General features: G+C 64.9%; 11 protein-coding genes and 1 pseudogene. 4 read left to right on the top strand and 8 right to left on the bottom strand.

Features of this window, described 5'->3' with window-relative positions; genetic code table 11:
- Positions 1 to 41: 41 nt before the first annotated feature.
- Positions 42 to 1,028, bottom strand: a complete 987-nt coding sequence (locus ACVILI_RS24115; protein ID WP_038647830.1) for a sulfate ABC transporter substrate-binding protein — start codon at positions 1,026 to 1,028, stop codon at positions 42 to 44.
- A gap of 227 nt (positions 1,029 to 1,255) precedes the next feature.
- Between ACVILI_RS24115 and ACVILI_RS24110 the strand changes: the two genes are divergently transcribed.
- Positions 1,256 to 1,531 (top strand): AbrB/MazE/SpoVT family DNA-binding domain-containing protein, encoded by a 276-nt coding sequence (locus ACVILI_RS24110; RefSeq protein WP_027047038.1) that lies wholly within the window; start codon positions 1,256 to 1,258, stop codon positions 1,529 to 1,531.
- The gene (locus tag ACVILI_RS24105) at positions 1,531 to 1,929 is read left to right on the top strand and encodes a type II toxin-antitoxin system VapC family toxin (RefSeq protein ID WP_038647828.1); all 399 of its coding nucleotides are present in this window, start codon (positions 1,531 to 1,533) and stop codon (positions 1,927 to 1,929) included. Before ACVILI_RS24110 ends, ACVILI_RS24105 begins: the two co-directional genes overlap by 1 nt.
- 14 nt (positions 1,930 to 1,943) lie before the next feature.
- Here the strand turns inward: ACVILI_RS24105 and ACVILI_RS24100 are convergent, their stop codons facing one another.
- The 7 genes from ACVILI_RS24100 to ACVILI_RS24070 all read right to left on the bottom strand — a co-directional run bounded on the left by ACVILI_RS24100 (position 1,944) and on the right by ACVILI_RS24070 (position 14,519).
- The gene (locus ACVILI_RS24100; protein ID WP_038647826.1) at positions 1,944 to 2,984 is read right to left on the bottom strand and encodes a sulfate/molybdate ABC transporter ATP-binding protein; all 1,041 of its coding nucleotides are present in this window, start codon (positions 2,982 to 2,984) and stop codon (positions 1,944 to 1,946) included.
- A 69-nt stretch (positions 2,985 to 3,053) separates the two neighbouring features.
- Positions 3,054 to 3,938: a sulfate ABC transporter permease subunit CysW gene (gene cysW / locus ACVILI_RS24095; RefSeq protein WP_038647824.1), complete on the bottom strand. Its 885-nt coding sequence runs from the start codon at positions 3,936 to 3,938 to the stop codon at positions 3,054 to 3,056.
- Entirely contained in the window at positions 3,931 to 4,782 is an 852-nt protein-coding gene (cysT, locus tag ACVILI_RS24090; RefSeq protein WP_038647822.1) for a sulfate ABC transporter permease subunit CysT, read from the bottom strand. Before cysT ends, cysW begins: the two co-directional genes overlap by 8 nt.
- Before the next feature lie 84 nt (positions 4,783 to 4,866).
- Positions 4,867 to 5,895 carry a sulfate ABC transporter substrate-binding protein gene (locus tag ACVILI_RS24085; RefSeq protein WP_019859193.1) on the bottom strand — a complete coding sequence of 343 codons (1,029 nt, stop codon included), beginning with the start codon at positions 5,893 to 5,895 and terminating at the stop codon, positions 4,867 to 4,869.
- A gap of 250 nt (positions 5,896 to 6,145) precedes the next feature.
- Positions 6,146 to 6,820, bottom strand: a complete 675-nt coding sequence (locus ACVILI_RS24080) for a M15 family metallopeptidase (RefSeq protein ID WP_240564751.1) — start codon at positions 6,818 to 6,820, stop codon at positions 6,146 to 6,148.
- A 1-nt stretch (position 6,821) separates the two neighbouring features.
- Positions 6,822 to 8,912, bottom strand: coding sequence for a penicillin-binding protein 1C (pbpC, locus tag ACVILI_RS24075; protein ID WP_019859190.1), 2,091 nt, complete (start codon positions 8,910 to 8,912; stop codon positions 6,822 to 6,824).
- A 108-nt stretch (positions 8,913 to 9,020) separates the two neighbouring features.
- Positions 9,021 to 14,519, bottom strand: a complete 5,499-nt coding sequence (locus ACVILI_RS24070) for an alpha-2-macroglobulin family protein (protein ID WP_240564746.1) — start codon at positions 14,517 to 14,519, stop codon at positions 9,021 to 9,023.
- A 271-nt stretch (positions 14,520 to 14,790) separates the two neighbouring features.
- Here ACVILI_RS24070 and ACVILI_RS24065 point away from each other — a divergent pair, with 271 nt between their 5' ends.
- Both ACVILI_RS24065 and ACVILI_RS24060 read left to right on the top strand, forming a co-directional pair.
- On the top strand, positions 14,791 to 16,719 hold the full coding sequence (locus ACVILI_RS24065) for an autotransporter assembly complex protein TamA (RefSeq protein ID WP_457102632.1): 1,929 nt from the start codon (positions 14,791 to 14,793) through the stop codon (positions 16,717 to 16,719).
- A gap of 1 nt (position 16,720) precedes the next feature.
- Positions 16,721 to 22,775, top strand: a pseudogene (locus ACVILI_RS24060) (translocation/assembly module TamB domain-containing protein).
- Positions 22,776 to 23,025 lie beyond the last annotated feature (250 nt).

The raw sequence follows: 23,025 nt of genomic DNA, 5'->3' as shown, positions 1-23,025 counted from the left end.
ACTGCCGGCTTTCCTCATCTGTTCAATCCATGCCGCAACCGTCAGCGGCTGCCATAGGCTTGGTCGAGCAGGCCGCCGGCGGCAAAGTGCTCTTTCTGGATCTTGTCCCAGCCGCCGAAGACGTCTTCCACCGTCAGCAGGCGCACGTCCGGGAAATCGGCCTTGTATTTGGCGGCGACGGCTGCATCACGCACCCGGTTGCCGTTCTGGGCGAGGATGTCCTGGCCCTCGGGCGTGTAGAGGAAATCGAGATAGGTCTTGGCCAGTTCGCGCGTGCCGTGCTGGTCGGCGACCTTGTCGACGATCGCCACCGGGAATTCGGCGAGCAGGCTGACCGAAGGCGTGACCTGCTCGAACTTGTCGTCGCCATACTCCTTGCGAATGCCGCGCGTCTCGGATTCGAAGGTGATCAGCACGTCGCCGATCTCGCGCTGCACGAAGGTGGTGGTCGCGGCGCGGCCACCCGTGTCGAAGATCGGCACATTGTTGAACAGCTTGGTGATGAACTCCTTCACCTTGGCATCGTCGCCCTTGAAGGCTTCCTTGGCGTAGGCGGTGGCCGCCAGATAGGTGTAGCGCGCATTGCCCGATGTCTTCGGGTTGGGGAAGATCACCTGCACGTCGTCGCGCACCAGATCGTTCCAGTCCTTGATGTGCTTGGGATTGCCGGCACGCACAAGGAATGAAGGCAGCGAATAGAAGGGCGAGGCGTTGTTGGGGAAGTCCTTCTGCCAGTCGGCGGAGACGAGCCCTTTCTTGACCAGGAAATCGACATCGGTGACCTGGTTGAAGGTGACGACATCGGCGCCAAGCCCTTCGGCAATGGCGCGGGCCTGCGCCGAGGTGCCGGCATGCGACTGGTCGACTGTCACGCCCGGATGCCCGGCGTCGAAGGCCTTGTTGACCTGGACGAACAGTTCGCGGCCGACGTCATAGGAGGCGTTGAGCAGCTTGTCGGCCGACCAAGCTTGGGAGGATGCGAGGAACAGGCCGGCAACGGTGGCAACGCCAAGGAAAAATCGCTTCATGAAAAGGCTCCGGATGCAATGCGTTATGGCTTGACCATAGCCGTGGCGCAGGGGGCGGGGCGAGGCATGGGTAATGGCTCCGCGACCTTGCCGCGAGAAAAGATATGACCAGCACAATGGTTCCTTAGAATTCTGTTTCAGACGACACACGCTTCGGCCTGCGTCTTTCTGTTGCTTGCCTACTGCTTTTTGGCATATACATATGGCATATACAAATGGAGGCGACCATGCCCCAGCATCGCAGCACAACAACGCCGCCACCGAAGGAGGCGAAACTGTTCCGCAACAACCGCAGCCAGGCGGTGCGCATTCCTGTCGAATTCGAGCTTCCCGGCGACAAGGTTCTGATCAGCCGCGAAGGCGACCGCCTTGTCATTGAGCCGCTTCGCAAACCTGGGCTTACCGCGCTGCTCGCCCAATGGGCGAAAGAGGCGCCGCTTGGTCCTGAGGACGACTTTCCGGAGATCAACGATGCGCCTGTCGAAGCCGAGGACATTTTTTGATGCGGTTCATGCTGGATACCAACATCATCAGTGACATGATCCGGAACCCGGCCGGCAAGGCCGCCAATGCAATGGTGCGCGAGGGAGACGCCGCCGTGTGCACCAGCATCGTCGTTGCCTCTGAATTGCGATATGGCTGCTTCAGGAAGGGATCGACCAAGCTGCTCAAGAAGGTCGAGGACCTGCTGGCTGAGATCCCCGTCCTGCCGCTCGACGTGCCGGTGGATGTCGAGTACGGCGCACTTCGCGCCGAGCTGGAGGCTGTTGGCCAACCCATTGGCCACAATGACCTTTTTATTGTCGCTCACGCCTGCGTGTTGGGCACCACGCTGGTGACGGCCAACATCGGGGAGTTCACCCGGATACGGAAGCTGAAGGTCGAGAACTGGCTGGAGTAGCGCTGGCCTGGAGATCAGGCCGCGGGAAACAGCTTCCAACGCCCCGGACGGAACGCCACCCGGCTCTTCTGCGCCGCGGGATGTCCGACGGGCAGTTCGATCTCGACCCGCTGGCGTTCGCCGCCGATCTCGAGTTCGACGCGCCGGGTGCCGGCGACGCGGCGGCTGGCGGCGACCGTGCCGGCGATGCAGCCGCTGCAGCCATCGAGCAGTTCGACGTCGTGCGGGCGGAAATAGAGCGTCGCCTCGCCCTCGGGCGCGTGCGGCGCCGACAGCCCGATCGGGCGATCAGCGAGCCAGATCTCGCCATTCTCGACCTTGACGGGAAGCGAGCTCGATTCGCCGATAAAGCCGTAGACGAAGGGTGAGTTCGGCGTGTCATAGATATCGTCGGCGGTGCCGACCTGCTCGATGCGGCCCTGGCTCATCACCACGACGCGGTCGGCAAGTTCCAGCGCCTCTTCCTGGTCGTGGGTGACGAAGACGGTGGTGTGGCCGGTGCGGTCATGGATCTCGCGCAACCAACGGCGCAACTCGCGGCGCACCTGCGCATCGAGCGCGCCGAACGGCTCGTCGAGCAAAAGCACCTTGGGTTCGATCGCCATGGCACGCGCCAGCGCGACACGCTGGCGCTGGCCGCCGGAGAGCTGTGCCGGATAGCGCTTCTCCAGCCCTGAAAGCTGGACGAGGTCGAGAAGCTCGGAAGCGCGACGGCGGATTTCTGCTGCCGGCGGCCGCGAGGCCCTGTGCCGGACCTTCAGGCCGAAGCCGATATTGTCGGCCACCGTCATGTGCCGGAACAGCGCATAGTGCTGGAAGACGAAGCCGACATTGCGCTCTTGGATCGACTTCTGCGAAGCATCCTCGTCGCCGAAGAAGATCTTGCCGCGCGTCGGCCGTTCCAGCCCGGCGATCAGCCTGAGCAGCGTCGTCTTGCCGGAGCCTGACGGCCCCAGCAAAGCGATCAGTTCGCCCGACTTGATGTCGAGCGACACGTCATGGAGCGCTGGAAACCGCTCGAACTCCTTGCGCACGTTGGCAACGCGAACTTCCATTTACAAAACCTTTTTTGGTGGATGCATGTCGTTGTCCCAAAACCGGTAGCCACTTTTGGGCGACATGCATCAATGTCCGCGCGTCGCGGCGAGTTCGGCGCCGTAGCGCATCTCGAGCAGTGTTTTCAAGACCAGCGTGACGAGCGCCAGCCCGGCAAGCAGTGAAGCGACGGCAAAGGCACCGACGGCATTGTACTCGTTGTAGAGGATTTCGACATGCAGCGGCATGGTGTTGGTCAGGCCGCGTATATGGCCCGACACCACCGACACCGCGCCGAATTCGCCCATGGCGCGCGCGTTGCACAGCAGCACGCCGTAGAGCAGGCCCCATTTGACGTTGGGCAGCGTCACATACCAGAAGGTCTGCCAGCCATTGGCGCCAAGCGAAAGGGCGGCTTCCTCATCGCCATTGCCCTGTTCCTGCATCAGCGGGATCAGTTCGCGGGCGACGAAGGGGAAGGTGACGAAGACGGTGGCCAGCACAATGCCGGGCACGGCGAACAGGATTTGGATACCGTGTGCCTTCAGCCACTCGCCGAGCAGCCCCTGCGCCCCGAACAGCAGCACATAGACCAGGCCCGAGATGACCGGCGAGACCGAGAAGGGCAGGTCGATCAGCGTGGTGAGAAACGCCTTGCCCTTGAACTCGAACTTGGCGATCGCCCAGGCGGCGGAGATGCCGAAAACGACATTGAGCGGCACCGAGATAGCGGCGACAAGCAGTGTCAGATGGATGGCCGAGCGTGCGTCCGGCTCGCCCAATGCCTGCGTATAGGCGCCGACGCCTTTTGCCAGCGCCTCGTGGAAGACGATGATCAGCGGCAAAAGCAGGAAGACGCCGAGGAAGATAAAAGCGATCGCCATCAGCACGGCCTGTGCCGGACGGCTCTCGGTCACCGCCGCCGAGCGGCTCTCATGGTAGGGTTCGTAGGATTTGATTTCGGGATCAGCCATAGCGCTTGCGGCTCCATGTCTGCACGAGATTGACGACCAGAAGCATGACGAACGACAGGGCCAGCATGATCGCAGCGATCGCGGTCGCCGCCGGGTAATTATATTCCTCCAGCCGGATGACGATCAGCAGCGGTGCGATCTCGGATTTGTAGGGCAGGTTGCCGGCGATGAAGATGACCGAGCCGTATTCGCCGACGCCGCGCGCGAAGGCCAGCGAGAAGCCGGTGATGATGGCCGGCGCCAGGCCCGGAAATAGCACGCGGGTGATGATCTGGAAGCGGCTGGCGCCAAGCGTGGCGGCGGCTTCCTCCACCTCCTTATCGATCTCTTCCATGATCGGCTGCACGGTGCGCACGACGAAGGGCAGGCCGATGAAGACCAGTGCCACGACGATGCCGAGCGGCGTATAGGCGACCTTGATGCCGAGCGGCATCAGCAATTTGCCGATCCAGCCGTTCGGCGCATAGAGCGTGGTGAGCGCAATGCCGGCCACCGCGGTCGGCAGGGCGAAGGGCAGGTCGACCATGGCGTCGACAATGCGGCGGCCGGGAAAGCGGTAGCGCACCAGTACCCAGGCAACGAGCGTGCCGAAGACGACATTGACAGCCGCCGCGAGGAAGGCGGTGCCGAAGCTGATTTCCAGCGCGTTGATGGTGCGGCGGTCGCCGGCGATCGCCCAGAATTCAGCCCAGCCGAGCGAGGCCGAGCGCCAGATCAGCCCGGACAGCGGAATGAGGATGATGAGGGTGAGGTAGGCAAGCGAGAAGCCGAGCGTCAATCCGAAACCCGGAATGACACTCGGCTGCCTGAATCGCCACCCCGCCTGCGCGGGTGCTGTGGTCATGGAGTTCTGGATCGTCCCTTCTTACTCAACCAGATTTTCGCTGAAAGAAGCCCATTCGCGGGCTTCTTCGGGCACTGCCCAACCTCACTGGGCCGGCTTGTAGATCTGGTCGAATATACCACCATCGCCGAAATGATAAGGCTGCGCCTTCTTCCAGCCGCCGAAAAGCGGATCGTCGATGGAGATCAGCTTGATGTCGGGGGTCTTGGGCAGATCCGCCGGCGCCACCAGTTCGGGCTTGGCCGGACGATAGTGGTTCTTGGCGATGATCGTCTGGCCTTCCTTGGAATAGAGCCAGCCGAGATAGGCTTCCGCCACCTTGCGCGTGCCCTTGGCATCGACATTGGCATCGACGATCGCCACCGGCGGCTCGGCCAGGATCGATGTCGGCGGATAGACGATCTCGAAATTGTCGGCACCGAATTCGTCGAGCGCCAGATAGGCGTCGTTTTCCCAGCCGATCAGCACGTCGCCGATGCCCTTTTGCGCGAAGGTGACGGTCGAGCCGCGCGCGCCGGTGTCGAGAACCGGGGCATTGGCGTAAAGCTTGCCGACGAATTCCCTGGTCTTGGCTTCGTCGCCGCCATCATGGGCGTTGGCGTAGGCCCAGGCGGCGAGATAGTTCCAGCGGGCGCCACCCGAGGTCTTCGGATTGGGGGTGATCACCTGGGTGCCATCCTTGACCAAGTCGCTCCAGTCGTGGATGCCCTTGGGATTGCCCTTGCGGACCAGGAAGATGATGGTCGAGGTGTAAGGCGCTGAATTGTTTTCGAATTTCTTGCGCCAGTCGGGATTGATCTTCTTCGATTTGGAGACGATGGCGTTGATGTCGCCTTCGAGCGCCAGCGTCACTACGTCGGCGTCGAGGCCGTCGATCACGGCGCGCGCCTGGGCGCCCGATCCGCCATGCGACTGCTGGATGGTTACCGTCTCGCCGGTCTCGGCTTTCCAGTGGGCGGCGAAGGCCTCGTCATAGGCCTTGTAGAGCTCACGCGTCGGATCATAGGACACGTTCAGGATGGTGGTGTCGGCGAACGCGAAACCGAGCGTGCCGAACTGGACAGATGTGGCGACCAGTGCGCCGAGCAGTTTCCGGAAATGAGGTTTGGTCATTTCTGCCTCCGTTGAACCCGCGCCAAATCTAGCGAATTGATAGAAATTAGATGCATCGAATGTTGCCTTTTTTGTCCTCCTGAAGAAAATCTTCGACGATCTTCGGTCGCATGGGGAAATATTTTCCTCGCCGGCGCTCGGCGCGGATTCGAGGTTCTATCTAGGGATGCGCGGTGCCGAGGCAAGGCGCGCTGGTCCGGCAAATCACTCGGCGCTCACCGGGAAATCGAAGCGCTGGGTGGGAAAGGGCTCATGCCGGAGCGTACAGTGCCACCATTCGCGCGTAGTTCTTGAAGCTGCCGGCACGCATGGCCTCGACGAGCAGCCTGCGGTTTGCTGTCGCTTCATTGCCGAGCGGGCGATGCGCCGTCTCGCTCATCGGGTCGAAACAGTCGAAACCGCTGCCGAAATCGAGCGTATCGGCATCGATGGCGCCGCAAGCGGATTTGGCGACGGATGGGCCGTCGGCCCGCGCGATCGCGACATCGACGGTCGAACCGCGCGAATGGGTCGACAGTTCGCCGACATAACCTTTGGCGATGAGGTCGCCACGCCGAACCCCGGGATACCATCGCGGATCGGGCGGCCCGCCTTGTCGCGTCCAGTCGCCCATGTCGGCGACGGCACGGGCAGGGCGGTAGCAGTCGAAGACCACCAGCGTCAGGCCTTTCGCGGCGATGGCCTGCTGGACGCCGGCAAGAGCTTGCGCCGCCTGCAAGGTGAGAATGCAGACAGGTGCATCGTAGCCGATCACCTTGCGGTGCAGGAAATTGTCCGATCCGGCGTAGCGGATGTCCTGATGGATCGACGGGGCGATATCGGCGAGGCGGACGAAGCCGGCGGGCAGGGGGTCGGCAAGTGCCGGCAGAACGGGAGCGACAATCGTCAGCGCGTAAAAGCCAACGCGCAGAATCGCCTGGCGCACTCTATTCAACGAACACTTTCACGCTGGCCGCTCGCCCGGCCGCGTCGATCACGGTCAGCGTCGAATAGCCGGCGCCGTCCGGTTGCCAGGTCGCGGTACGGCGGCGGTCGAGGCCAACCAGCGGTTTGCCGTTCGCAAGCCAGCGGAACGGCGCACGGCCGCCTTGCAGTTTGAGCACCAGCGGCGTGGCGTCGGCGGAATTCGTGGCGAGGTCGACGCGGGCGCCGTCCGGCGGGAAGATGATTGTCGGCGCGGGCTCGGTCGGCGTCGCCTGCACCAGGCCATCGGCGCCGGCGCCGAAGCGGGCAAGCGTCACCGGCAGGTCCTCGCGCTTGGGGGTGAAGGCGCCGGGCGGCTTGCTCGGCAGCGGCACGGTGGCAAGGCCCGAGCGGACAAAGCCCTCGAACAGGATGGGGGCGGCCGAGACGTAGCCGGAAAGGCCCGGCACGGCGCTGGCATCGGGACGCCCGACCCAGACACCCAGTACATAGCGGCCGTCGAAGCCGACCGACCAGGCGTCGCGGTAGCCGTAGGAGGTGCCGGTCTTGTAGGCGATGCCGCGCTGCAAGGCGCCTTCGGGTGGCTTGACCCCCGACAAGATGTCGATGATCTGCCAGTTCGCCTGATCGTTGAGGATGGTGGCGGTGGTGCGCTCGGCATTGGCCGGCTCGGTGCCGTCATGCAGCGTGTGCGTCTTGCCGCCATTGGCGAGCCCCGTATAGAGCTGGACCAGGTCGCGCAGCGTGACGCCGACGCCGCCGAGGCCGATGGCCAGGCCCGGCGCCTCGTTGATCGGCAGGATAGGGTTGACGCCGGCTTGGCGGAAGCGCGCGGTCAGCCGCGCCGGACCGACCGCGTCGAGCACGCGGATCGCCGGCACGTTGAGCGACAATTGCAGCGCCTGGCGGACGCTGACATCGCCCTGATAACCCATGTCGAAATTCTTGGGCCGGTAGCCGCCGAAATCGACCGGGCTGTCCTCGATCAGCGTTTCCTGCGCCACCAGTCCCTGTTCGAAGGCGAGGCCATAGATGAACGGCTTCAGCGTCGAGCCGGGCGAGCGCACGATCTTGGTCATGTCGATCCAGCCGGAACGGCTGGCATCGAAGAAATTGGCCGAGCCGACTTCGCCGAGAATCTCGCCGGTGCGTGAATCGGCCAGCACCATGGCGACGGACAGACGCGGTCCAAGCTTGGTCGCGGCGTCGCGCGCCACCTGTTCCAGTCCTTCCTGGACGCTTTTGCGGATCGTGAGTTTGAGCGGCTGGCCGGGGACGGCCCTGGGCAGCATCGCATAGGCGGCGTGCGGGGCAAGTGCCGGCAAGGTTCGGCGCAGGCCCGACACATCGTCAAGCGCGGCGCGCGCGGCCTCGCGTTCGCCGATCAGGCCCGACGAGACCATGCGGGTCAGCACACGGTCACGGGCGGCGTGGGCGATTGCCAGGTTGCGGTCAGGCCGGCGCTTTTCCGGCAATTGGGGCAAGGCGACGAGCAGGGCTGCTTCCGAGACGGTGAGCCGCTTCGGCTCCTTGCCGAAATAGGCAAGCGAGGCGGCGCGCACGCCTTCGAGGTTGCCGCCATAGGGCGCCAGCGTCAGATAGCGTTCGAGGATCTCGCGCTTGGACAGCCGCCGCTCGATCTGGATGGCGCGCAGCATCTGCTTGATCTTGGAGCCGAGGCTGCGGCTTTCGCGCGGCTCGATCAGGCGGGCGAGTTGCATCGAAAGCGTCGATCCGCCGGAGACGATGTGGCCGCTGGTGATGAGCTGGCCGGCGGCGCGGCCAAGCGCCAGAACGTCGACGCCCTGATGGTCCCAGAAGCGCTTGTCCTCATAGGTGACCAGCATGTCGACGAACTGCTTGTCGACCTGGTCGAGCCGGGTTTCGAGCCGCCAGTAGCCGTCCGGCGTGGCGAAGGCGCGCAACAGCTGGCCATCGCGGTCCTGGACTTCGGTCGAGACCGTGAGCTCAGCCGGCAAGGGTGGCGGGAAGGCGCGGTCGAGTTCCCACAGGGTGGCGACCGATAGCGCGAGGATGCCGGCGCAGGAAGCTGCCGTTATGGCGGCGCGGCGGAGGAACTTTCTTGAAAGCATGGCGCCGCCCCTCATCCGGCTGCTGCCACCTTCTCCCCGTATAGTGACGGGGAGAAGGAAGCTGTGATGATCGCCATCGCCATTTGCATGATCGCCACCACAGGCGCCTTACGGTGCCTTGATCTCCATCATGCCGGTGGCGGTGCGGGCCGAATATTGCGGCCGGTACATGTCTTCCACCGTCGCCGCCGGATGGGCGTAGGTGCCCGGCGTCACCGCGCGCACGACATAGGCGAGCGTCAGATTGTGGTCGTGATCGCCGTCGGCCGGGTTGAACGCCGCGACGAAACGGTCGTCGCGGAATTCGAGATGAGCGGCGTCGGTCTGCGCCAGCCAGGAGAAGTTCGTCAACTGGGCGCTGGAGACCAGGCCGGGATTGTCGATCTCGAAGCCGGCCGGCAACAGGTCGGTGACCAGCAGGCGCGACGGCCAGCTGTTCTGCTCGGTGACCTTGAGCACGACGACATAGCGTTCGTTCTGGGTTGCCTCCGTCACATTGGCTTCGGTGCCGTCGAGCTTGTAGTAGGTGCGGCTGATGGTGAAGCCGTCACCGCCGGCCGGCAGGGGCTGGATCGGCGACGCCACGGTGGTGACGACGGCCTGCAGCGGGGTCTTGCCGGTGTTGGCGATTTCGAGCGGGCTGTCGACCAGTTCGGAGCCGTTGACCTGGTTGGAATAGCCGCCCGAATGCGGCGCGCCATTGACGGAGAGCGCAATCGAGTCATTGCCTTCTTTCAGCGCGCGGGCCGCCAGAAGCATCCAGGAATCGTCCTGGGTGCTGGTCCAGCGGGCTTCGGCGCGTTGCCGTGTCACCAGCTTGATCAGCTCCGGCACGACCGACGACACCGGCTTCGATTCCGCCGCCAGCGACAGCATCGCCGCGCCGTCACGCAGCGCCGAACCGTAGTCGGAGCGGTACCAGTCGTAGTCGGTGCTCGATTTGGCGAGCTGCAGCGCGGTCTTGAACGTCGCCTCCGAGCGCTGGGTGTCGCCGTAGAGCGCAAGGCTCGCCGCAAGCTGGGCAACGGCCATGGGGCTCGAGAAGGCTTCGAGCTGGGTGTCGGCATAGTAGCGCAGATCGCCGATCGAGGCCTTCTTGTTGCGGGCCAGGACGTAGAGGGCGTAGGCGATCTCGCTGCCGCGGTCCTGTACGCTCTGGTCGTAGCCGAGCGAGTTCTGCAGATTGCTTAGCGCCTGGTTCATGGCAAGCGCTGGCACGTCGTACTTCTGCTCGCGCGCCCTGGTCAGGAACTCGCTGACATAGGCGTCGAGCCACAGATCGCCGGAGCCCGGGCCCCACAGGCCGAAGCTGCCGCTCGAGGATTGGTAGCTCAAGACCTTGTAGATGGCATCCTGGATACGGCCATGCAGGTCGGGGTCGCTTTCCATGCCGATGCCCGAGGCCATATCATTGACATAGAGAAGCGGCATGGCGCGGCTGGTGGTCTGCTCGGCGCAACCATAGGGGTAGCGGTCGAGCGTCATCAGGAGCGAGGGCACGTCGAAGGCAGCCGTCTGCGAAACGCCGACGCTGACGGTAGCGCCTTCCAGCAGGCTTGCCGCCAGCAGTTCCTTGTCGACGCGCAGCGCGCCGCCATTGCCCTTGAGGTCGACCACAAGGCGCGTGGTGACCGGCAGTTGCGCCGGGCGCACCGGCACGTAGAGCGTCTGCTCGACCTTGGTGCCGTCGGCGTGCGCCAGCTTGATGGTGAGCGAGGCATTGCCCGGCGTCTTGGCGATCAGCGGCACGGTCAGCGTCTGGCGCTTGCCCTGGGCGAGCGTCAGCTTCTGGGGCAGGGGCTTGTCGCCGGTCGACAGGTCGCCTGTCGTGTCGATCGAGAAGGCATAGTCGCCGGCCGGGCCGTCGGTGTCGGCCACGTCAAGCCGCATGACGGCATTGTCGCCGGGCGCCAGGAAGCGCGGCAGGCCGGCGGTGATGACCACCGGATCGCGCACGATGACATCCGACGTGGCATGGCCGACCGCTTCCTTGGTCCAGGCGACGGCCATGACGCGCACGGTGCCGTTGAACTGCGGGATGTCGAAGTCGATCCGTGCCTTGCCGTCGGCGTCGAGCTGGACCGGGCCGGAGAAGAAGGCGACCAGCTTTTCGGTGGGCGGGCTGCCTTGCGCCTGCATGTTGGCGCCGTCACCGCCGGTCCTGAGCTTGCCGGTGGTGCCGAGCGAACCGTCAATCAGGCGGCCATAAATGTCGCGGATCTCCATGCCCAGCATGCGCTGACCGAAGAACCAGTTCTCCGGGTCCGGCGCCTTGTAGTTGGTCAGGTTGAGGATGCCGACATCGACGGCGGCGACCATGACATAGGCGTTGGTCCCTGGCTGCACGCCGGCCACGGAAACCGGGATCGACAGCTGCTGGCGCGGCATGGTCTTGTCCGGCGGCGTCAGCGTGACCGCGAGCTTCTTGGCGCCCGGATCGACCGTCAGCCATTTCACGCCGATGGCGCGGGCCGGCATGCGCGTCTCCTGCGCATCGCCCGGCCGGAACAGGGTTGCCGTGACATAGGCGCCGGCGCCCCAGTCGTCACCGACGGGAATGTCGACGGTGCTGCCGCCGGCTGGCACGGTGGCCGTGATGGTCTTCAACAGCTTGTCGGATCCGATATTGATCAGAAGTTCGCCGGCAAAATGCGGCGAGACCTTCAGCTTGGCCACTTCGCCCGCGGCATAATTGTCCTTGTCGAGAGCGATTTCGAGGCCGTCAGGCGTTTCGGTGGTGGTCGAGGCGACATACCAGCCGGCGTCGAACTCATAACTGGTCGCGGGACCCTCGGGGTCCGAGGTCTCGACCTCGAGCCGGTACTGGCCCCAATCGACCGGCACGGAGACGGTGGCGTCGCCATCGGCGCCGAGGTCGATCTGGCCATTGGCGATCGATTTGGTGAAGGTCACCGGTTCGTAGCTCCACGAATTGTTGGAGCGGTACCATTGGTAATTGCGTTCGACCTTGACCAGCGTCCACTGCGCGCCTTTCAGCGCCTCGCGCTTGCCGGCCGGATCGACCGCGATCAGGCTGAACTTGGCCGTGCCGCCCTGCGGCACCTCATCATCGGCGAAGTCCGGACGGATGCCGATCATATGGCCTTGCGGGCGGATACCGATGTTGAGCGAGCGCTCGATGGCGCGGCCGCCGGTTTCGCGCATGCGCACCGTCACCTTGCCGTCGACCAGCTTGGTGGTCGAGGGCAACTGGTCGACGGTAACAGGGAAGGTCGCCTTGCCGTCATCGCCAACCACCGGCAGGTTGGTCAGCGGCGTGACCGTGGGCTCAGCCGACTGTTCATCGGCGAGGCCGAAGGAGAAGTTGGGGAAGCGGTCCCAGTCGCGCGCCGTCGACAGCGTCAGCTCGCCTTCCAGCGCCAGGCCCGCCGCCGGCGCGCCATAGAGGAAGCGGCCGTCAATGTTGATGTTGGCGGTTTCGCCGCGCTCGATCTCCTGCTTGTCGGCCTTCATGTCGAATTCGATGCGATCCGGCACGAAATCCTCGACCAGGAACATCTGGCTGGCGACCGCCGGCTGCTTCGGGTCGGTGTAGATCGACACCGACCAGGTGCCGCGCATGGCATTGGGTTCTAGCGGCAGGTCGACGGCATGGCCGCCGGCCGAAGCGCCGTCGCTGACGATGCGGCGGTCCTCGACGCCGTCGGGACGCGAGAAGATGAAGGTCAGCGGCAGGTTCTCGACCGCCTTGGCGGCGCCATCGCGGGCAAGGGCCGCGACATGGACATCCTCGCCGGCGCGGTAGATGCCACGCTCGGTCCAGGCATAGACGTCGAGCGCGCCGGGCGCCGCGCGCCCGGTGACGCCGCGGTCCGACAGATCGAAGCCGGCCTTGGACATGTCGAGGAAGACGAAATCACTGTCGCCCTGCTTGGCCATCAGCACGGCCGGCACCATGCCGCCGTCGCCGCGCGTCAGGCCGGGATTGAAGACGGCATGGCCGTCGGCATCCGATGTCGCGGTGCCGAGAACCTCGTTGTTCCTGGCAACCAGCGTCAGTTCGGCGCCGGCGATCGGCTTGGCCGAGCCCAGCGAACGGGCAAAGACATTGAGCCCGTCCTGGCCGGTATAGGTCGACAGGCCGATGTCGGAGACGACGAACCACTGCGTGGCCAACGAATTGTAGTCGTCGCCTTTGCCGTCGACGGCCTGTGCGGTCAGCACATAGACGCCGGGCTTGCGCTGCGGCAGCGCTTCGTCGACCGGGAAGGAGGTGGTGACCTCCTTGTTGAGGTCGTTGACGATGTCGAGCTTGCCCTGCCAGACCGGTGCGCCCATCTGCTCGGAAATGTTGGAAATGTCATAGCCGTCGAGTTGGTGCAGGAACTGGTAGCCCGACAGAAGCTGCGCCAGCGAACGATCGCCGATGCGGTAGAGCTTCATCTCGGCGGCGTTCATGTTGACGGTGACGACCGGAATGCCGCGGCGCGCGCCGGACGGCAGCACGAAACTGTCACCGGTGAAGCGGGCGGAAGGGGCGCGGTCCTGCACATAGATCGACAGCACCACGGGAGCGGCGGTCACTTCGCCGATGGCCGCCGGCAGGCCGGCGCGGAAGGTGACATCATAATGCTGGCCGTGTTCGAGGCCTTCGACGCAGATCTGCTTGTCCTTGGCCTCGACGCCCTTCGGCGGCGCATTGTCGACGGTGACGAACTGCGCGTAGTCGACGCCGGTCTTGACCAGTTCCTCGGAGAATTGCGCGCAGATGCGGGGCGCGCTGGTGTCGGCATCGACGCTGTGGTCGACGACACGAAAACCCTTGCGGGCCTTGAGATCGGCATAGTCGGCCTGCACGGCCGGCGACGTCACGAGCGCAAGGCTCGCCTCATAGGCCTGCAGGGCCGGGCGGTAGAGATCGCGCTTGTCGAGGCCGGCGCCAAGCAGCGCCAGCACGTCCGCGCGGGTCTTGGTGGTGCGCAAGAGCTTATAGGCGTTGAAGGCGGCCGAAGTGGCGTTCATCGGCAAGGTCGAGGCTTCGGAGGTGTTGGCGGCGGGCTGCACGGCCAGCGTTTCACGCGCCAGATTGAGCCAGAGCTGGCCATCATCGGGCATCACCGAGACCGCAGCCTCGTATTTCTGCATAGCGGAGCGATGGTCGCCGGTCAGCATGGCCTGTTCGGCCGAGTTGATCAGGGCGGCCATGCCTTCGGTCGGCTTGTCGAAGGCCGGGCCAAGCAGCCTGTTGCGGTATTGCTGGGCCTGGTCGGCCATCCAGTTGGGGAAGAAGGTCAGTTCCGGCGGCGCGCCGATATCGGGATCGCCGTCAATGTTGACGACCTTGCCGGCGACCGCGCCGTTGAACGGTTTCAGTTGGTTGTAGTCGGATTTGAGAAAGCACCATTTGGCCTTGGTGTTGTAGGTGAAGGCGCGGCAGGCCCGATCGCCAAGGCATGTCGTCTTGCACTGGTCGAGGGTGACATTCTGGTCGGATCTGAGATCAAAGCCGAAATAGTCGGAATTGTCCGTCGTTGCGATTCGCCGGGCCTCGGCCGCTTGCGCGACACCATTCCAGGCCAAGACATTGGCCCAGGCGAAGAAGAGAAGGATCAGGATCGACAGACCACGAGCCGCGCGCATTGCCATAACACCCTCCAGACAATTGCAGACGTCCAGGCATGTTCAAGCTTCAGTCAAGCTTGTCAACGCAGGACGCGGCAGGGTTCCGCCTGCCAACGGTTTCCTTTCCGGCCGATGACCGGTAGTACCACCATAGGACAGGGGATCACGCATTCTTGCGGCGACGCAAAAGGTGTGAATTCCAAGCCCGTCCTATTTCAGACAATTGGATTGTGGCCCCTTTACGAGCGCTTCAGAACTTCATTCCAATTTTAGTTTTGTAACCTAGGTTGTCTTAATGCCGGCGCATGAAGAGCAGATGTCAGGAGGGACCGCGCCAGGGCGCGTGCTTCCGCGCGCCCTGCTTTTGACCATGATGTGCGCGAGCGTCCTGGCCGCCGAATCAAGTCCTGCGGCCGCGTTCGAGCTTTTCGGCATCAAGCTGTGGGGATCGTCCAAAGACCAGGACGCCGATATCGTCGATCCGCTGCGCTACGCCGTGACCATCACCGCGCCCGATGCCGACAAGGATCTGGTCAAGAAGCTCGAAAACGCCTCGGCGCTGAAGGGCGACGAGGATCGGCCGGTTTCCGGTTCGCTCGGGCTGATGGCCAAGGCGCGCAGCGACCGTGAACAACTGGTTGCCGCCCTTTACGCCGATGCCCGTTACGAAGGCGTGGTCACCATCACCATCGACGGCAAGCCGCTCGACGAACTGCCGCCGCATGCCGAATTCAAAGGCCCGCAGCCGATTCCGGTGGCGATCAATATCGCCGCCGGCCCGAAATTCACCCTCGGCAACATCAGGCTGGAGGGCGACGCGGCGGGCTTGATGAGCGCCGATTACGGCTTGATATCCGGCGGTGACGCCGGATCCGGCGCCGTGCTCAAGGCCGAGGCGCTGATCGTGCGGACGCTGAAGGAGCAGGGCAGGCCGCTGGCCAAGGTGACCGACCGGCAGATTGTCGCCGACCATGCCACCTCGACGCTGGACGTGACACTGACGGTCGCGGCCGGGCCGGTCGCCGGCTATGGCGCGACCACGGTGGAGGGTACCGAGAAGGTCGATCGCGACTTCACCGAATACATGACCGGGCTGAAGCGTGGCAAACAGTACTCGCCGCAGGAGATCAGCGACGCGCGCGACCGGCTGCTGGCGCTGGAGGTCTTCAACAGCGTCACCTTCAAGGAAGCCGACAAGCTCGACGCCGACGGCAACATTCCGATCGGCGTCCAGGTCAGCGAGCGCAAGCCGCGCTATTTCGGCCTGGGCGGCACCTTCTCGAACACGGAAGGGCTGGGCCTGGAAGGCTATTGGGGACACCGCAACCTGTTTGGTCACGCCGAAAAGCTGCGCATTGATGGCGCCATCAGCGGCATCGGCAGCAACAATCTGTCCGATCTGAACTACAATGCCGGTATCATGTTCGAGAAACCCGGCGTGATCGGGCCGGCGTCGAAGTTCTTTGCCAGCTTCAAGACTGTGCTCGAGCATCCGGATGCGTATGACCATTTCTCGGTCAAGGGCAGCACCGGCCTGTCCTACGAACTCGACAAGAAGCAGACGGTCTCGGCGGAAGTGGCGCTCGACTATTCCAGGATCACGGATGCGTTCGGCAAACACACCTACCTTATCGCCAGCGTTCCCCTGCAATATGTCTACGACAACAGGGATAGCAGGCTGAACCCGACCAGGGGCTTCCGGGTGCTGGCCTATGCCGAGCCGAGCTACGACATATTGAGCGGTGCCGCGTTTCTCAAGCTGAAGGGCGAGGGATCGGCCTATCAGTCGCTGGATACGGCGTCGAAATTCGTGCTGGCCGAGCGTGTCGCCATCGGTTCGATCGTCGGCACCGGGCTGCAGAACGTTCCGGCCGACCGGCGCTTCTACTCCGGCGGTGGCGGTTCGGTACGCGGCTATGCCTATCAGGGCATCGGCCCGAAAGACTTCACCGGCCAGCCGATCGGCGGCCTGTCCTTCTTCGAGACCTCGGTCGAAATGCGCATCGCCGTCACCGACACGATCGGTATCGTGCCGTTCGTCGATGCCGGCACGGTGTCGACCAAGTCGGTGCCCAACTTCTCCGACGTCAAGGTCGGCGCCGGTGTCGGCCTGCGCTACGTCACGCCGTTCGGGCCGCTGCGCATCGATGCGGCCGTGCCGCTCAACCGCGATCCCAGCGATCCGCATTTCGGCATCTACGCAGGCATCGGGCAGGCGTTCTGACATGAAGACGGTGTGGCGCATCCTTCGCATTGTCCTCTACACGCTGCTGATCGTGGTCGCGGGCGCGATCGGCGCGCTCGTTGTCCTGATCAAGACAGAGCGCGGACGCGACAATCTCGCCGGCATCATTTCGCGACTGGCTTCGAACGACGACCGCAAGATCACGGTCAGCGGCATTGACGGCATCTGGTCTGGCGCGCTCAGCGTCGACCATGTGGTGCTGGAAGACCGCCAGGGCGCCTGGCTGGTGGCGCGCAAGGTTGCCGTCGACTGGTCACCGCTGGCGCTTTTGTCGAAAAGCTTCAGCGCCGACCGCATAGCCGCCGAGCGCATCGAACTGGCACGCCTGCCGGTGGCGGGCACACAGCCGCCGGCGCAGGGCGGCACGACGACGCTGCCGGTTTCCATCGACATCAGGCAGATCGACCTGCCGGAAATCGCGCTTGGCCAGCAACTTGCCGGCAGCGGCATCGCCGAACTCGCCGCCAAGGGGATGCTCAAGGCCGACGCGGCGCCGCTGGCGGTCGAGACGGTGCTCAACGTCACCCGCCATGACGGCAAGCAAGGCAATGTCGACGCCAAGATCCACTTTGCACCGGCAGACAACAGGCTCGACCTCGACCTCAAGGCCTCGGAGCCGGCCGGCGGCATCATCGCCAATCTGCTCAAGCTGACCGATACGCCGCCGGTCGAAATAACCGTCTCGGGCACGGGACCGCTTGCCAACTGGAATGGCATCGCCACATTCATGGTCGACGGTAAGATCGTCACGCAACTGACGGGCCGTCATCAGCTCACCGACAAGGGCAACCACGTCGAGGCCAAGGGCGACGGCGAGTTCGCGCCCTTCCTGCCGGAAAATCTGAGGCCGCTGTTTACGGGCAAGACCAGCTTCGATGTCGCAGGCACCGCCACATCGGCCGGCGGCATTAGCGTCGATCGGGCTAGTATCGAAAGCGACGCCATCCATGGCTCCGCGACCGGCATCGCCGATCCGGCCGGCGCCAGCGATCTGTCGGTCGAAATCGGGGCCAAAAGCGCGCCGGTGCAGATCGTTGTTGGAAGTGCGGCGCAACCGATCACCATTGCGATCAGGAACGTCACCGCCCGCGCCTTCGGCGACGGCAAGGCGCCGATCGTCGACATCGGTGCCTCGTTGGCTTCAGTGGTGGCGGGCGGCACCCAGCTCAACGATATTTCGGCGCAGATCCACTCCGACGGCTTCGACATCCCGAACCGCGCCGGCCCGGTCGCCGTCAAGCTGACGGCGGGCGGGCTGAAGACCGACGTGGCGACGCTGGCGCCGCTGGTCACCGGCAAGGTCGATGTCGACCTGGCGGGATCGCTGAGCAAGGACGCCATCGCCATCGACCAGGGCACGCTGCGCTCCGATGCGCTCAACGCCTCGCTGACCATGACGGTGGCGCTTGCGGATCTGTCGATGCAGCTCAAGATGAATGCCGATGCGGTGTCGACCGCCTTGCCGCCGCAGATCAGTTCCGTGCTCGGCGAGCGGGTGAAGTTCTCGGCCGCCGCGACGCGCGATCCGCAAGGGGCCTTTGCCGCCAATTCGATCTCGTTGACCTCCGGCTCGCTCAGCGCCAGCGGCACCGCCAGCGCGCAAGGCACCGACATCCAGGCCGACATCAAGGGCACGCTAGGCGATGTTTCGGTGCTGTCGCCGATGGTCGGCGTGCCAGTGGCCGGCGGCGTCAATTTCGCCCTTTCGGCAAGCGGCGCCAGGACGGCGCCGGATTTCACCATCTCCGCCGACAGCGACAGCCTGACGGCCTCGGGCCGCACGGTGAAGGCGATCAAGCTGACGGCAAGCGGCAAGGCCGACATAACAAGCCCCTCGGCCGATGTTTCGCTGACCGGGTCGGTCAATGACCAGCCGCTCGATATCAAGGCGGCGCTGGTGACCAGCGAGGGCAAGCGCTCGATCAACGGTTTCCTGGTCTCGCTCGGCGACAACAAGGTTTCCGGCGACCTGGCGCTCGATGACAAGCTCATGCCGCTCGGCACGCTGACGCTCGCCGCACCGGCAATCGATCAGCTGGCGGCACTCGCCGGCCAGGCCGTGACCGGCGACATCAACGGCACCATCCTCTTTGCCAAGGACGGCGACGCGCCCTCCGTCACCATCGATGCGAAAAGCACGTCGGTCGCACGTGGCGAAGTGGCGGCCAAGGCGATCGCCATCAACGCGCTCATCGCCAACTATCTCAAGGCGCCGGCGATCTCGGGCACCATCAAGGCCGACAGCGTCACCTCAGGCGCCACCGAAATCAGCGGCATCGGCGTCGACCTGAAGCGTGACGGCGAGTGGACCAATTTCACCGGCGGCGCCACGATCGCGGGCATTCCGGCGACTGCCGCCGGCCGAGTCAAGATCGCTGAGGGCACCACCAGCGTCGAGATCGCCTCGGGCGAAGCCACGGTTCGCGGCATCAAGGCGGCAATCGCTGCACCCTCGACGCTGAGCATCGCCAACGGCACGACCAGCATCGAGAAGCTGGCGCTTGATGTCGGCGGCGGTTCGGTGACGCTGTCGGGCAGCGCCGGCCAGACGCTCGATCTCGCGGCACAGTTCTCCGCGCTGCCGGCGGCCCTGGCCAATGATTTTGCCCCCGGGCTCGATGCGGCGGGCACGCTCGGCGGCGCCGCGCAAGTGACCGGGTCGCCATCCGCTCCCGAAGTTCGGTTCAACGCGCAGCTTGAGGCCGCCGAAACCAGCCAGACCCGCCAGGCCGGGCTCGGGCCGCTTGCGGTCGATGCGGCCGGTGTCTACACCCTGGCCGGCGGCGTCGTCCTCGACCATGCGACGCTGTCCGGCGACAAGATTTCCGGCGAGGCCTCCGGCACCATCAATCCGAATGGCGCCAGCGATTTTGCCCTCGACCTTACATCGTCGGGACCGAGCCTGCCGCTGACGGTCGGAAGCGCCGAGAGCCCGGTGAAGCTCGAGATCCGGTCCTTGTCGGCGAAGGTGGCGGGTGAGAGCACGCAGGCCCGCCTTGACGTCTCCGCGATCCTGCCGTCAGTCACCACCAGCCCGGCGAAGGTGGACGGGCTTGTCCTGGCACTGCACTCGGATGCGTTCGATCTCAAGAACCGCGCTGGACCGGTTTCCGGCACGGTGTCGGTGGACAAGGTCGGTCTCGACAATGCCGCCATAGCGCCGCTCATCGCCGGCAAGGTGACGGCCGCGCTGAACGCCCGGCTGACGTCGGACGGCGTCGCCATCGACAGCGGCTCGCTCAAGAGCGATGCGCTGAACAGCCAGGTCGCCGGGCAGGTGTCGTTGCGCGATGGCGCCATCGACCTCAAGCTGAGTGCGGATGCCCCGTCATCGGCTTTGCCGGCGGCGGCGCGCGGCATGCTTGGCGAGCGTGCGCAGATCAGCGCCACGCTGAAGCGCGATCCTAACGGCAGCATCAATGTCGACGGGCTGAAGCTGGTCTCGGGCGGACTGACCGCACAGGGGCAGGCGAGCCTTGCCGACAACAAGCTGGCCGCCGACATCACCGGCGCCCTTGCCGATATCTCGCCGCTGTCGAAGGACGCCAAGGGCGCCATTGCGTTTGCGCTGAACGCACAGGGCCCGGCCATCGCCCCCGATCTGTCGCTGACGGTCAACAGCGATCGGCTTTTGGTGGCGGAGCGCGAGATCACCGGACTGAAGCTCACCGCCACCGGCAAGGCGGATGCCGCCAACCCGGCCGCGAACGTGCAACTGACCGGCAATGTCGCGGGACAAGCCTTGCAGGGCAGCGCGGTGCTGGCGACGTCGGATGGCAAAAGCGCCATCAACGGCCTGCTCCTGTCGCTCGGCAAGAACCGGATTTCCGGCGATCTGGCGCTGGACGACAAGTTCGTACCCGAAGGCACCATCTCGCTCGACCTGCCCGATATCGGCCCGCTCGCCGCGCTGGCGCTGGAAAAGGCGGAGGGCGACGTGCGTGGCACGATCGCCTTCACGAAGAACGGTGCCGCACCTCAGGTCGCCATCAAGGCGGCCACCGCCTCGATCACGCGCGGCGATCTCCAGGCGAAGGCGGTTTCCATCGATGCGCTGATCGCCAATTATCTCGCCGCACCGGTGATTTCGGGCAATATCCGCGCCGACACAGTCACGTCGGGCGGCACCGTGATCAGCGGCATCGATGTCGACCTGAAGCGCGACGGCGACTGGACCGGCTTTTCCGGTGGCGCCACGGTCAAGGGCATTCCGGCCAAGGCCGCCGGCCGCGTGAAGGTGGCCAATGGCACGACCACTATCGAACTCGCTTCCGGCCAGGCGACCGTCCAGGGCATCAGGGCGGCCATCGCCCAGGCTTCGACGGTCAGCATCGCCAACGGCACGACGACGCTGGACCGGCTGGTGCTCAACCTTGGCGGCGGCACGGCGACGGTGACCGGCAAGGTCGGGCAGGCGCTCGACATCAATGCGGCGCTGGCCAAGGTGCCGATGTCGCTCGCCAACGGTTTCTCGCCGGGGCTCGATGCCGCCGGTTCGATTTCCGGCACGGTGAAGGTGACGGGCGCGCCGGCGAGCCCTGCAGTTGCCTTCAACATAGACGCGGCCGGCGTGCAGACGTCGCAAACCCGAGGCGCCGGTGTCGGCGCGGTGAGCGTGTCCTCCTCCGGTACCTTTGCCGGCAACAAGCTGACCTTCAACGCCAACATCGGCGATGGCGCCGGCCTTGGCCTCAAGGGCGGCGGCACGGTGACGACGGCGGGCACGCCGGCGCTGGTGCTCGACTTCAATGGCGCCGTGCCCTTCGGCATGCTCAGCCAGAAGCTTGCGGCGCAGGGCTTGTCGCTGTCGGGAACGGCCACCGTCAATGTCCAGGTGCGTGGCCCGGCGACGTCGCCTGTCATCGGCGGCAGCGTCAGCACATCGGGCGCGCGGCTGGTCGATGCCCGCTCGGGCCTGGCCGTCAACGATCTCGCCGCCGACGTCTCGATCGGCGGCGGCGTCGCCAGGATCAACCGGCTGACCGGAACATTGTCGACGCGCGGCAGCCTTTCGGCCAGCGGCACGGTCGGCATCAACCCGGCGCAAGGGTTTCCGGCCGACCTGTCGATCAAGCTCACCGACGGGCGCTATACGGACGGACGCGTGGTGACCGCCAATCTCGGCGGCGACCTGACGATCAAGGGACCGCTGGTATCGGCACCGGTGATTGCCGGCACCGTCAATCTGGCCAAGACCGTCATCACGGTTCCGGACAAATTGCCGGGCTCGCTCTCGGCGCTCGACGTCAAGCACAAGAACGCGCCCGCCGCCGTCAGGGCGCAGGACAAGGCGCTGCGGCCGCCAACGACGTCGGGCAAGAGCGGCGGTAGCGGGCTTGCGCTCGACGTCACCGTCAATGCGCCGAACCAGATCTTCATCCAGGGCAGGGGCGTCGATGCCGAATTCGGCGGCTCGCTCAAGCTGACCGGGCCGGCCTCGTCGCCACAGGCGGTCGGCACCTTCACCTTGCAGCGCGGCCGGCTGTCGATCCTGGGCAAGCGGCTGACCTTCACCGAGGGAACGGTGGGTTTTTCCGGCTCGCTGGTGCCCTATCTCAACCTGACGGCGACCACGACGACCGCCAGCGCCACCGTCACCATCGTGGTGTCGGGCGAGGCGACCAATCCTAAGTTCACCTTCTCCTCGGTGCCGGCGCTGCCCGAGGACGAGGTGCTGGCGCAATTGATCTTCGGCCGGTCCATGTCGAACCTGTCGCCGCTGCAGATCGCGCAACTGGCCGAAGCGGCCCGGGCAACTGGCCGGTGTCGGCGGCTCGACGTCGCTGCTTGAGAATCTGCGTAGCGCCATCGGCGTCGACGATCTCGACGTCACCACTGACGACAAGGGCGGCACGGCGGTCTCGGCCGGCAAGTACCTGAACGACCGCACCTATGTGACCATCCAGAAGGGCGACAAGCCGGGTTCGGGCAAGGCCACCATCGACCTCAACGTCGGGCGTGGCGTCAAGTTGCGCGGCGAGGCGACGGACGCCGGCGAGGCCAAGGGCGGCATCTTCTACGAAAAGGAATATTGAGGGCCTGGCCCTCACCATGGCCGGGACTGGCGCTGTCGTAACCCGTGCCAATGTCTCAGTTTAATCGCCTTGAGTAGATTTTGGCGAAATCTGGGCGCACTAGCAATTTTGCGTCAAGACTGTCGCTATCGCGCGTACCGCTCCCTTTTCAAAGTTGCACATTCGTCAGCATGTTCCCAATCCAAGCCGTCTTTGACATCATGGCCTGGATGCGGAATGTTAATCGGCGGAAAGCCAACAATGGGAGTTA

It is taken from the genome of Mesorhizobium sp. USDA 4775, assembly GCF_054062655.1.
The sequence above is the reverse complement of the archived record's forward strand: the minus strand, read 5'-3'. Positions and strand labels throughout refer to the sequence as shown.